The sequence below is a fragment of the Pseudomonadota bacterium genome (assembly GCA_039033415.1).
GTDB lineage: Bacteria > Pseudomonadota > Gammaproteobacteria > Xanthomonadales > SZUA-38 > JANQOZ01.
In genome coordinates this window covers 126659-138427 of sequence record JBCCCR010000017.1, presented here as the reverse complement: position 1 = coordinate 138427, position 11769 = coordinate 126659, and the positions used below count along the sequence as shown (strand labels likewise).

Sequence of the window (11769 nt, the reverse complement as noted above, 5' to 3'; positions counted from 1 at the left end):
TAAAGATAGTCCGTAAGGTGGTCGAGTACAATCTGACGCACCGGCGACGCAGACGGCGCGACAGAGTCATCATCAAGCGGCGCTAAAAAGGGTCGGAAGGCGACGCCGACCACAAAAATAGCCCGGTTCTATAGAGCCTATGCCATTGTCTGAAGGGAAATTCTTGGGCAAGCGAGTATACTCAGCCGGGACGAGCTCGACCGTTTACCCGGAGACCGGCAGGTAGTGGAACCACGAGTTGTATCACTGGCGACAGCAACCCCGCAGCAGGAGAAGCCTGCGCGGAGTTCTCGTTTTGCCAGCCGGAAAAGCTTCGATGAGTGGCTGGCGTCGCTGCCGCTGGCCAACGTCACGGCCGCCGGCAATGAGCTGCTGTCAGGCGTCCAGGAGCTCAACCACACGCGGGTCAGCGCCCGCTTTCGCCTGCACGCGCTCGAAAACGTCACCGAACCCTGTCTCGCCGTGGTCAACGTGCTGGACAAGCAGTACCACGACGCGGTCTTTCCGCTCAACGACAAAATCGACAAAACGGGCCGCACGGTCATCCATTTCTTTCGGGAGCTGGCCCTGGGCTATCGCCTGGTAGCCCACCAACTGGCCAATGAGTCATCTCGCTTTTCGGTCGTTGGACGCCGGCCGGGCGCGGTGGCGATCCACCGCGCGCTATCGTGCTGCGAGCAGCTGATTTTCCGCTGTGGCCAGCTCTACCGTGCGCCGCCGACCGGCACCTGGTCTGAGATCCATACGCTTTACGCGTTCGCCGTCCAGAACGGGCTGGAAAACCGGGCCATGACCGACACGCTGGGCTGGGCCAACCGGTCCCATCGAATCTGCGATATCTACAAGCGCGTCGCGCTGCTTGGCCTTTGCGATCCGCAGCGCCTGAGCCAGCGCGCCATCATCCAGGTGCACAAAGCGTGCGAAATCTGGCGCGACGACACCACCGTTCGAAATGGTCGCGCGTCAGCTGATCAGTTTGCGGTAGCCGTCGACAGCGACTGCGCGCCGCTGCTCGTGCTGAAAGATGACCCGCTGGACGGCGATTTTGTCTTCGATCTGAGCGATTTGAAAGCGCGGCTGCAGAAGCTGCTGACAGCCGAGAACGGCAGCTCGAGAGATATTCCGCTAAAAGCGCACGGACATGAAACGCTGATTCTCGACGGCATGCTGCTGCGCCAGCTGACGGCCACCTGGGGGCAGCGCATTGAGCGACGCCATAAGCGTTTGCCAGCAACCCACAAGGCCCGGATTGTGATCGGGCTCAACGGCATCCATTTTATGGCTGCCGGCGAGCAAAGCTTTGGCCAGTTTCTGGAGGAAACCGGCAACGAGCGGCTCACGCAGCAGGCCGGGTCCATCAACAACTGGGTGGCCGGCAGCGACCAGCGCTTTCGTCCGCCGATCCATGAAGCGGAAATACTCAACCAAAGTCTCGGCGGCTACCGGCTGCGTTTCGAAAAGCCAGAGAACATGCAGATCCGGGTCGGGGAATTGGTCGCTATCAGCACCACGTCGATCAGCGAACGTGATGCCATCTGGATGGTCGCAGCCGTTAAGTGGCTCCAGGCGCCCGACCCCGACGAGGTCGAGGTGGGGCTTTCGGTGCTGGGACAGGACTTCAAGCCGGCTGCGGTACTAGCGGACTTACCGGGCCGCCGAGTTCCGCCAGCGCGGGGGCTGCTGGCTCGCGGCTTCAACAGCAAAGACGCCGGCAAGCAATATCTGCTGGTGCCACCCTTTCATACCGAAACCGGCGTCCCGTGGCTGACGTGCTGGCGCGAGGACATGCAGATTCACGATTCCATGCTGCAGGTCAACGGACTGGCCGACCGAACGACCGAGTTCTGTCGATACACCTACGAAGCCAAGCCCGTCAGCATCGACGGCGTGCCCGATCTGGGGCCCATTCCCGCCAAAAATTCTGGGATCCCACCGCTGGACATCGGATAACGCGTTACGCCGAAAGGCGGTTATTACCTCAGCAGGAGCCAGGTTCAGCACCGGCAGGTGCCGGCGGTGATTGCTGCCGCTCTCGCGCCAGCTTCGCTTCTCGTCGAACGATATAGAGGTTGGCGGCGACGATGATTCCAGCCCCCAGCCACGTCCAGAACGAGGGCAGCTGATCGAAGATCCAATAGGCGAGCAGTGCCGTGAACGGCAAGCGAAAAAAATCCAGCGGCGCGAGGATCGACACGTCGCGACCCCGCATCGCGGTTGTGAACAGCCACTGAGCAACGGTGGCGAAAACGCCCAGGCCCGCCATCAATAGCCAGACTTTGGGTGATGGCGTCACCCAGACCGGAATGCTGGCGACGCCAGAAACGGGCAGCATGATCAGCAGCAGATAGAGCACGATGACCAGCGGCGCCTCAGTATTGGAAAGGTTTTTGACCATGAGTACCGCCGCGGCCATCAGCGCTGTCGAAAACACCACCGCCACGGACGCGAGGGATACCGGGATAAAGCCGGGACGAAGGATGACCAGCACGCCGACAAAGCCGACGGCTGTCGCGACCCAGCGGCGGGGCCCGACGGCTTCACCCAGAAACAGCGCTGCGCCAGCGATCACAAACAGCGGGAGCGTGAACGACAGGCTGACGGCTTCCGCCAGCGGCAGCTGATTGAGCGACCAGAACCATATAAGCATGGCAGAGAAGCTGACCAGCGCACGCAGCAGATAAAGCCCGTGGTTGCTGGAACGGAGGATCGCCGGCAGCACCCGGGGTAGCAGCGGCAGGCAGACTACGAGCCCAAAGACGTTGCGCAGAAAAACCAGCTCGATCGCGGGTAGGGTTTTTCCCCCCAGAGCAACCAGCGTGTTCATCACCGCAAAACAGCCGCTCGCCAGCAGCATCAAGATGACGCCCCGAACTAACACGCTGGGATTGTCACCGAGCCCGAAGGCCCGTCGCTAGTCAGCATGGCGGTCCAGCTGGATCACCGTAGGCTCGTCGTTGATTGCCGCCGTCATACCGCTGCCGGTTCCAGCAGCTCCGGATAGTTGTTCCGAACGGAATTGACCGCCGTGCTGATGGGGAAGAAGCGGGCCTTAAGTGTCGGGGCCGCCGCCGTCACGGCGGCCAGGTCAACGGGTTCGCCGGCCAGCCAGTGCTCCATGAGCGGTGCATCGAGCATCACGGGCATGCGATGGTGTAGCTCGCTGATCGGCCCATGTGCCTCGGTTGTGACGATGGTGAACGACAGCAGCGTCTCATCCTCCGGATCCCTCCAGCTCTCCCACAGCCCCGCGAAACCGAACATCGGCTGATCACCGGGCACGATGGCGTGCGGCACTTTGTGACTGCTGGTTCTGACCCATTCAAAAAAGCCGGTGGCTGGCACGACACACCGACGTCGCTTGTAGGCCGCGCGAAAAGCCGGTTTGCTCGCCGCTGTTTCGATACGCGCGTTGATCATCCGGCTGCCGATCTTGCGATCTTTCGCCCAAAAGGGCACCAAGCCCCAGTGGGCGTCGATCAGCTTTTTGCCGTCCTCAGGGTCACCGACAACCACCGGACACAGGTGGGTCGGTGCGACGTTGTAGCTGCTGGCCAGATCGATGGGGGTTTTGACCATAAACTGCTCGGCGAGCGTTTCGGGCAAAGTGTTGATGAAGTAGCGACCGCACATTTAGTCATTGTGCCTGAAGGTGGAAACCAATGCTCTGGCCAAATGCATTTACGGCCTGCATACTGCGCGGCCAAAATCCTCCAGCCAACGCGGGCGGCATTTCGCAACCGATGAGCAGCAAACCCAAAAAGGTCGGAACTACCGACCGTCACGTTCTTTATCAACAGGCGGTGCAGGACGTCGAGTCGGAAATCGACTTTGTCGAGGACACCTTCCGTGAGCTTCGGGGTCGACCGGCCCGGTCGCTCCGGGAAGACTTTTGCGGGACCGCTAACACGGCCACGGAGTGGGTAAAACGTTCCGGTAAGAACACCGCCCTGGCGGTGGACCTCGACACGGAGGTGCTGGCCTGGGGGCGGAAACACAATCGGGGCGTTCTGAAATCCAGCCAGCAGCAGCGGCTCAAGCTGCGAGAGGGTGACGTCCGCGACGGCAGCGATCCGGTAGACGCCGTGCTGGCCATGAACTTCAGTTACTTTCTCTTTCTCGAACGCGACGAAATGCGGCGTTACTTCGAAACCGTGAGAGCGTCACTGGTCGATGATGGCGTGTTTTTTATGGATGCCTACGGCGGCTACGATGCGCCACGCGAAATCGTAGAGCCGCGCGACTGCGGGGACTTCACCTACATCTGGGAGCAGGCGTCCTTTAACCCCATCAACTCGCAGATGCAGTGCTACATTCATTTTGAGCTGGCTGACGGGACGCGCCTGGATCGGGCCTTCACCTATTACTGGCGTCTCTGGACGCTGCCGGAGCTTCGCGAGCTGCTCAGCGAGGCGGGGTTCAGCCGCACCCGCGTGTACTGGGAAGGCACCGACGAAAAAACCAATGAAGGCAACGGGATCTTCGAAGAAACCGAGCAGGGCGACGCCGACCCGGGCTGGATCTGCTACCTGACCGCAGAAATCTGAGCGGCCTCAGGCGTAATAGCGCAGACTGTCGACGCCGCTCAGCGCCTCCAGGTCACGGTTGATGACCACCTGAGCCTGCCAGCCGACCGCCGTCTGCAGCACGTCGATCACCTCACCGGCCCGGGCGCCGTCCGATGACAACAGCTCCTGCCCAACGGTAAGCCGCTCGGTGCTTTGAAGAAGTGCCAGGGTTCGTTTGACCCGACCCAGGTGTCGTGCCCGGGCCACAATTTCCTGACCCGGGTAACAGCCCTTGCTGAAGCTGACGCCGCCCATCGTATCGAGACCGAGCATGGCCGGGATGAAGCGGTCGTGGAGCGCGCCATCGACGCTCACCACACCCGCCTGAAAATCGGCTTGACGCCAGGCCGCCACGTCCGAATTCTCTGCGGGCTCAGCGCTCACTCCGATCTGCCGACCGTCGGGCAGGCTGAAAAAGTTTTCGCTGCTGCCGCTTAACCGGTCGAAGCCGCCAGCCGGCTCGGCGGTGTCGCCCTCTCTTGGCTTCGCGGCGCCGAGGCCCACGGCAAATAGTCCGCTTTCCCCCAACTCAACCTTCGCCCGCAAGATGTACCGGCTGAGATGGGTCACCGTGGATTCAGCCACCTCGGGATGGACAAGCAGCAGCCAGTTTCCTTCGTGCGGCAGAAGGTAGCCTGCGGCCTGAACCTTGCCCTTGGGATTGAGCAGCGCACCGAAACATCCCTCGTCGGGGCTGAGGCTGTTCAGGTCGCAGGTGAGCTGAGCCTGAAGAAAGTCCTTGGCGTCAGCGCCAGCTACGACAATGACGCGGTATTCGCTTAGCAGGCTGACCAGTTCCATCACACACCCAGGACAAGTGAAACGCGTACAATACGGCTATGAGCAAACAAAATTCAACGGCAAAAAGCCACCCCACAAAAACGTCCAACGATGCGGCCGTCAGCACTTCGCCTGCCGGCCCCGAAGACACGTCAGCAGCGCCTGCCAGGCCAAAAGAAATTGGAGGCCCGAAAGGCCCGGAACCCACCCGTTACGGAGACTGGGAGAAAAACGGTCGCTGCACGGATTTTTGATCGATGACCACCGATTCCGAAGCCTCCCCGCCCATGAGCCAGCTGCGCTGGCGTTGCCGGCGGGGCATGCTCGAACTGGACGTGATGCTCACCCGTTTTCTGGAACAACACTACGTGGCGGCCACCCGGGCCGAGCAGCAGACGTTTGTCGAGCTGCTGGCGTGTGAGGACGATCAGCTGTGGGACTGGCTGAGTGGACGGTCCCTGCCGGACGAAACCGAACGGAAGCAGCTCGTTGAACAAATTCGACGGCCCGCTGCACATTGACCTGGCGCCGCAGGCCAGCGACTACCTGGTGCTATCCGTTCTTTCGAGTCTGACGGTCCTGGCGTGCTTCTGGGCTGATCCAACCCTAGCCACGGCGCTGGTGCCGCTGCTCGTGGCGCTCCTGCTGGTTTGCTGGACGCGTTTGCGGGAACCACGATGGCGCGCACTGCGGCGCCGAGCAGACGGGGGCTGGCAGGCACTTAGTATCGACGGGCGGTGGGAATCCGTTGACGTTCAAAGCAACTTTCGGTCCGCCGTGGTGGTCCTACTGACTATCAGTTGTCATCTCGACCGCCAGCCTCAAGCACTATGGCGGCACCATCAGCCCCACGAATTCCGCCGCATGCTGGGCCGGATCGACGAGGGCAGGGAAGCTTAGGGCCTATTCACGCTCATGTATCGACCGCTCCAGTTTTACATCGGTCTGCGCTACACGCGGGCTAAACGGCGCAACCACTTCATCTCCTTCATCAGTCTGATTTCCATGCTGGGAATCGCGCTGGGCGTCACCGTGCTCATCACCGTGATTTCGGTCATGAACGGTTTCGAAAAGGAGCTGCGTGAACGGATTCTCGGCATGCTTTCGCACGCCACCATCACCAGTATCGAAGGCAACATGACCCAGTGGCGGCAGGCGATGGCGGACGCCGGCGACCATCCCTCGGTGATCGGGGCTGCACCGTTCATCGAGCGAGAAACGCTGATCAAAGGCTATCGCATCAGCGGCGCGTTGGTTCGGGGCATTGACCCGGCGCTGGAAAGTGACGTTTCGGACGTGGCATCCAACGTGATCGTCGGGGAACTGGCCGACCTTAAGGCCGGTGATTTCGGCATTATGCTCGGCGTGCATCTGGCAACAGCTCTGGGCGTGGAGCGCGGCGACCAGCTCACCGTTTTTGCCCCCCAACTTCGCGCGACGCCAGCCGGCGTGCTGCCCCAGGTCAAGCGCTTTACCGTGGTGGGGCTGTTTGAGGTCGGCATGCATGAGTTCGACCGTGGCACGGCTTTGGTCCATCTGAATGACGCGGCCCGGCTGTTTCGGGTCAGCAGCGGCGCGTCAGGAATCCGGCTTAAGGTCGAAGACATGTTCCGGGCCTGGGAGGTTGCGCGCGACCTCCAGTCGGATCTATCCGGCATCTACTACGTGCGTGACTGGACCCAGCAGCATGCCAACCTGTTTCGCGCCGTACAGATGGAAAAAACCGTGATGTTTGTGATCCTGTCGCTCATCGTTGCGGTGGCGGCGTTTAACATCATCTCAACGCTGGTGATGGTGGTCACCGATAAACAGGCGGACATCGCTATCCTGCGCACGCTCGGTGCAACCCCGGGGACAATCATGGGGGTGTTTGTCGTGCTTGGCTCCTTCATCGGCGTCTTCGGCACCGTACTGGGCCTGATCGGCGGCGTGGCGCTTGCGAGCAACGTCGAGACGATTGTCCCCGCGCTCGAGGAGCTGTTTCGCGTGCAGTTTATGTCCTCGGATATCTACTACATCAGCGATCTGCCGTCGGATATGCAGACACGCGACGTCGTGAAGATCGGCATGCTCAGCTTGCTATTGACGATCCTGTCGACCATTTATCCAGCCTGGCGCGCCTCCCGAACCCAACCGGCGGAGGCACTGCGCTATGAGTAACCCGGTGGTGCAGTGCGAAAGCGTGGTGAAGTCGTATCACGATGCGAGCGCGGAGGTGCAAGTGCTCAGCGGCGTGGACTTGACGGTGAAGCCAGGCGAGCGCGTGGCGGTGGTCGGGGCGTCCGGGGCCGGTAAGTCGACGCTTCTGCACGTGCTGGGCGGGCTTGATCGAATCACCAGCGGCACGGTATCAATCGCCGGCAACTCGCTGAGCGGGCTCAGCCAACGAGCGCTGAGCCGTCTGCGCAACAAACATCTCGGGTTTGTTTATCAGTTTCATCACCTGCTGCCGGAGTTCAGCGCGCTGGAGAACGTGGCCATGCCGCTGCTGATCGCGGGCGTTAGCCGCGGCGAGGCGGTGACGCGATCGCGTGAGCTGCTCATACGGGTCGGCCTTGAGCACCGTCTCAGCCACAAGCCAGGCCAGCTTTCCGGCGGGGAACGGCAGCGCGCGGCCGTCGCCCGGGCATTGGTCACGCGCCCAGCCTGCGTCCTGGCTGACGAACCCACCGGCAACCTCGACGAGGAAAACGCCGGGCAAATCTTTTCCCTGATGCTCGAGCTGAACACGGACCTTGGAACCAGCCTGATTATTGTGACCCACGATCGCCAGCTTGCGAGCCGGCTGGATACGGTCCTACTGCTCTCGGGCGGTCAGCTTCAGCCCGCTTAAGTACCCGCTTTTAACCTCAGCGGCCGAACCGCAGATCGGCACTCCCTGAGTCCTCGCGGTAAGTCGATCGGCGCACCTACATAACGGCGCGCCACCCGGCGGCTGCTGTTTTTCGACGGCCGCTTATCCTCAGTGAATACAAAGCAGCCGGGTAGCGATGACGGGCGCAATGCTGGCATTTTCTGTGGCGCTGCTAAGCGGCATGGCGCTTCCTATCACCATGTGGCAGGTGCCGCTCGCGGGGATCATGCTGTTGCCTTGGCTAGCGGCATGTGCGCCGCGGTCTCTAACGGCTGCCGCCGTGGCCGGTACTTTGGGGCTCATCGTGTGGCAGGGAGCACTGGATCGATTTCGCCATGGGCAGGCGGCCTGGCTAGCAACCGAGGAACCCCAGGTGGTCCTGGGGAGCATCGCCAGCCTGCCGGCGTGTGACGGCGAGCGCTGTCGATTTCTGCTTCGCGCCGAAAGTCCACGTAAAGGCGTGCTTTCGATCAGCTGGCGATTGGCGCCGAAGTCACTTCAGGGCGGGCAGCGCTGTACGCTGCTGGTGAAGCTGCGGCCGCACTGGAGCTTGCTGAACCCCGCCGGCTTTGACCGAGAGAGCTGGGCCTTCAGCCGATCGCTGCTGGCAGCAGGCCAGGTGGAAGCCGGGGGTTGTCGGCGAGGTCACGAAGCGTCGGCGAGACTGCTGCGACTGCGTGACGAGCTGTCCAGCCAGCTGTCACAAGCGGTGGATGGGCCCGCGGCGGCGCTGATTCCCGCGCTGGTCACCGGCGATCGCCGGGCGTTGGGGACTGAACATTGGCGGGTCCTTTCCGGAACCGGCACGGCGCACCTGATGGCCATCTCCGGGCTTCACGTTGCGTTGGTCGCGGGCTCGGGCCTCCTGCTGGTCCGTGTGCTGCTGGCCAGCGGCTGTTTTGGGATGCCCCGGTCGGTTTTTGGGGCCGGCCTCGGCATGCTGCTGGCTCTCGGCTACGCGACCTTGGCGGGATGGTCTATCTCCACCCAAAGGGCAAGCCTGATGCTGCTGGCGCCACTCGGAGCCTGCGTTCTGCGCCGGCCTTGGCAGCCCGCGGTGGGGCTGTTGTGGGCCCTGACGGTCATTCTGCTGGTCCGGCCCGAAACGGCCGCCAGCCGGGGCCTGTGGATGTCTTTTATCGCCGCTGCGGTCCTACTCGCGGGCTTTTTTGGACGTACTCAGCGCCAGGCGAAAGCCGGCCAGCTAGTCCTGGTCCAGGGAATGCTACTCGTGGGTCTTTGGCCGCTTCAACAGATCCTCGGGCTGCCGTTTTCCGTGGGTTTCCTGCTCATCAACCTGGTGGCGGTGCCGTGGGTTTCGCTGGTGGTCTTGCCGGCCACCCTAGTCGGCAGCGTGCTCCACGAGCTGGGCGTGTCCTGGCTGCTAACCTTCGCCGGATGGCAGCTCAATCTGCTGTGGCACTGGCTGGCCTGGGTGGAACCCTGGGTGCAGGCGACGCCGCTCGGTGCTGGCCCCATCCCGCCGCTGGTCGCCAGCCTGCTTGCCGTGGGTTTTCTGTTACCCAAAACCTTGCCAGGTTGGTGGATGCTGCCGGCGGCACTGTTGCTGCTGTGGCTGTCCCGCGGCGAGCCGGAGTTTGTCGAGCCGGAGCTGCAGGTGTTTGACGCGGGGCAGGGGACGGCCGTGTTCTTCGGGCACCGAGATAACACAACCTTGTTTGACACAGGACCCGGAGCCAGCGAAGGATGGAATGCTGGCTCCGCGGTCATCACCCCCAGCCTCCAGCGCCGGGGTGTCACCCACCTCAACCAGGTGATCATCAGCCACGGTGACGCTGACCACGCCGGCGGCTTGCCCGGACTGCAGACGAGCCCCATCCGGATCGATTCGCTCATCGGCGTCAGCCCCGATCGACGTTGGACGCCCTGTCTGGACAGGCAAAGCTGGCGCTGGCCGGACATGGAGCTTCGCACGTGGCACCCCGGTCCGTGGCTGCCGTACCTGGGCAACGACAGTTCGTGTGTGGTGACGCTCCGGCGGGGCGGCCGGCAAATGGTCTTTCCGGGAGACGTGAGCAAACTCATTGAGCACCGATTGCTGCGGCGCTGGACGGGTGACCCACACGTCACCGATCTATTGCTTCTCGGCCACCATGGCAGCCGAACGTCCAGCGCGGACGACTGGCTGCGAACATTGAGGCCGAGCCTCACGGTCGCGACCAGTGGCCATCACAACCGCTTCGACATGCCGCACCTCTCAGTTCGACGGCGACTCAAGCGCCATCATATTCCGCTGCTCGTGACCGCTGAGTGCGGTCACCTGCAATTTCGCTGGGGGCGCGACGGCCTCGCGGTGGTTTCAGCCGCACGCCTCGAGACCCATCGTGCATGGCACTGGCCGGGGCTTTGCCCTGAGCCCGGGCCGCCCTGATGGATATGGCCCAGGCACCGTTTTGGGGCTTGGCATTTAGCCAACTATGGCGCAGACGTCCAGGCAAAACTTGCGTATCATGCCCACCGTCGAAAATGCCCTGACCGAGGTTCGAATCACGTGCTGGAAATTATTCGCCAGGGAGGCTGGCTGATGCTGCCGATCCTCGCTTGCTCGGCCATAGCTATGGGTATCGTGCTCGAGCGGTTTTGGACGCTGCGTCGCAAGGTGGTGAACCCGCCTGATCTGGGTCAGCAGGTACAAAGCTGGGCCCTGAGCCGCAAGCTTGAGAACAGCCACGTCGAGGCGCTGGCGGAGAATTCTGCGCTGGGACGCGTCCTGGCAGCGGCGCTTCGCAACCGAAGCCGGACCCGCGATATCGTCAAGGAGGCCGTGGAAGACACCGGTCGGCATGTCGTGCACGACCTGGAACGTTATCTGAACACCCTGGGCACCATCGCGGGCATTACGCCGCTGATGGGTCTGCTGGGCACCGTCATCGGCATGATCAAGGTATTTTCCTCGATCCTCGTTCACGGCGTCGGCGACGCCAACCAGCTGGCCGGTGGTATCTCCCAGGCGCTGGTTACCACGGCAGCTGGTCTGTTCGTCGCCATTCCGGCGTTCCTGTTTTACCGCTTTTTTAAGGGCCGGGTTGAAGCGCTGGTGGTCGACATGGAAGAGCAGGCCCTCTCGCTGATCGATACCATCGACCTGGGACACCAACGCCGCACCGCCACCCGTCCACGGGCAGAATAGCGGTGCAGATTCAAAAGAAGGAAAAGGAAGAGCCCGGGATCGATCTTGCCCCGCTGATCGACGTCGTCTTTCTGCTCCTCATTTTTTTTATGGTGACCACGACGTTTGAGCGACAGGCTCGGCTGCGGATTGAACTACCGCAGGCGTCCGAAGAGGCCGTCACCATCGAGCAGGAGCGACTTGAGATCGCGATCTCTCGGGAGGGGCGCTACTTCATCAACAATAACGAAGTGATCAACCAGGGCAGCGACACGCTCAAAGCGGCCATCGCCCGGATTGCGGGAGATGACCTGGACCAGCCGGTAACGATCCGGGCCGACGCCAACACGCCTTATCAGTCGGTGGTGACCGCCATGGACGCGGTCAACCAGCTGGGCTTCGTAAACCTTTCCATCGCCACCACGCCCGAAGCGGGGTGA

13 protein-coding genes are annotated in these 11769 nt (G+C 62.3%); 10 read left to right on the top strand and 3 right to left on the bottom strand.

Features of this window, described 5'->3' with window-relative positions; all coding sequences use genetic code 11:
* Positions 1-225 precede the first annotated feature (225 nt).
* Positions 226-1950 carry a hypothetical protein gene (locus AAF358_15385; GenBank protein ID MEM7706938.1) on the top strand — a complete coding sequence of 575 codons (1725 nt, stop codon included), beginning with the start codon at positions 226-228 and terminating at the stop codon, positions 1948-1950.
* A 28-nt stretch (positions 1951-1978) separates the two neighbouring features.
* On the opposite strand, the gene AAF358_15380 is transcribed toward AAF358_15385, so the two are convergent.
* A complete protein-coding gene (locus tag AAF358_15380; protein ID MEM7706937.1) occupies positions 1979-2878 on the bottom strand; it encodes a DMT family transporter in 900 nt (299 codons plus the stop codon).
* Positions 2879-2967: 89 nt separating this feature from the next.
* Positions 2968-3630: an SOS response-associated peptidase gene (locus AAF358_15375; protein MEM7706936.1), complete on the bottom strand. Its 663-nt coding sequence runs from the start codon at positions 3628-3630 to the stop codon at positions 2968-2970.
* Positions 3631-3740: 110 nt separating this feature from the next.
* On the opposite strand from AAF358_15375, the gene AAF358_15370 reads away from it, so the two are divergent.
* The gene (locus AAF358_15370) at positions 3741-4544 is read left to right on the top strand and encodes a class I SAM-dependent methyltransferase (GenBank protein MEM7706935.1); all 804 of its coding nucleotides are present in this window, start codon (positions 3741-3743) and stop codon (positions 4542-4544) included.
* A gap of 6 nt (positions 4545-4550) precedes the next feature.
* On the opposite strand, the gene AAF358_15365 is transcribed toward AAF358_15370, so the two are convergent.
* The gene (locus AAF358_15365; protein ID MEM7706934.1) at positions 4551-5366 is read right to left on the bottom strand and encodes a hypothetical protein; all 816 of its coding nucleotides are present in this window, start codon (positions 5364-5366) and stop codon (positions 4551-4553) included.
* Positions 5367-5404: 38 nt separating this feature from the next.
* On the opposite strand from AAF358_15365, the gene AAF358_15360 reads away from it, so the two are divergent.
* From AAF358_15360 to AAF358_15325, 8 genes are all read left to right on the top strand, one after another.
* A complete protein-coding gene (locus AAF358_15360) occupies positions 5405-5599 on the top strand; it encodes a succinate dehydrogenase assembly factor 4 (GenBank protein MEM7706933.1) in 195 nt (64 codons plus the stop codon).
* 3 nt (positions 5600-5602) lie between these two features.
* Positions 5603-5866: a succinate dehydrogenase assembly factor 2 gene (locus AAF358_15355; protein ID MEM7706932.1), complete on the top strand. Its 264-nt coding sequence runs from the start codon at positions 5603-5605 to the stop codon at positions 5864-5866.
* A complete protein-coding gene (locus AAF358_15350; GenBank protein MEM7706931.1) occupies positions 5835-6245 on the top strand; it encodes a hypothetical protein in 411 nt (136 codons plus the stop codon). Before AAF358_15355 ends, AAF358_15350 begins: the two co-directional genes overlap by 32 nt.
* A gap of 15 nt (positions 6246-6260) precedes the next feature.
* Positions 6261-7505: a lipoprotein-releasing ABC transporter permease subunit gene (locus AAF358_15345; GenBank protein MEM7706930.1), complete on the top strand. Its 1245-nt coding sequence runs from the start codon at positions 6261-6263 to the stop codon at positions 7503-7505.
* Positions 7498-8178 (top strand): lipoprotein-releasing ABC transporter ATP-binding protein LolD, encoded by a 681-nt coding sequence (lolD, locus tag AAF358_15340; protein ID MEM7706929.1) that lies wholly within the window; start codon positions 7498-7500, stop codon positions 8176-8178. Before AAF358_15345 ends, lolD begins: the two co-directional genes overlap by 8 nt.
* A gap of 169 nt (positions 8179-8347) precedes the next feature.
* Positions 8348-10591 (top strand): DNA internalization-related competence protein ComEC/Rec2, encoded by a 2244-nt coding sequence (locus tag AAF358_15335; GenBank protein ID MEM7706928.1) that lies wholly within the window; start codon positions 8348-8350, stop codon positions 10589-10591.
* Positions 10592-10711: 120 nt separating this feature from the next.
* Positions 10712-11350, top strand: a complete 639-nt coding sequence (locus AAF358_15330; protein ID MEM7706927.1) for a MotA/TolQ/ExbB proton channel family protein — start codon at positions 10712-10714, stop codon at positions 11348-11350.
* 2 nt (positions 11351-11352) lie between these two features.
* Positions 11353-11769 carry a biopolymer transporter ExbD gene (locus AAF358_15325; protein MEM7706926.1) on the top strand — a complete coding sequence of 139 codons (417 nt, stop codon included), beginning with the start codon at positions 11353-11355 and terminating at the stop codon, positions 11767-11769.

Coding starts and splice junctions, on each gene's coding strand:
- AAF358_15375 (MEM7706936.1), bottom strand. CDS start 3,630: ATGTGCGGTCGCTACTTCATCAACACTTTGCCCGAAACGCTCGCCGAG.
- AAF358_15370 (MEM7706935.1), top strand. CDS start 3,741: ATGAGCAGCAAACCCAAAAAGGTCGGAACTACCGACCGTCACGTTCTT.
- AAF358_15365 (MEM7706934.1), bottom strand. CDS start 5,366: ATGGAACTGGTCAGCCTGCTAAGCGAATACCGCGTCATTGTCGTAGCT.
- AAF358_15360 (MEM7706933.1), top strand. CDS start 5,405: ATGAGCAAACAAAATTCAACGGCAAAAAGCCACCCCACAAAAACGTCC.
- AAF358_15355 (MEM7706932.1), top strand. CDS start 5,603: ATGACCACCGATTCCGAAGCCTCCCCGCCCATGAGCCAGCTGCGCTGG.
- AAF358_15345 (MEM7706930.1), top strand. CDS start 6,261: ATGTATCGACCGCTCCAGTTTTACATCGGTCTGCGCTACACGCGGGCT.
- lolD (MEM7706929.1), top strand. CDS start 7,498: ATGAGTAACCCGGTGGTGCAGTGCGAAAGCGTGGTGAAGTCGTATCAC.
- AAF358_15335 (MEM7706928.1), top strand. CDS start 8,348: ATGCTGGCATTTTCTGTGGCGCTGCTAAGCGGCATGGCGCTTCCTATC.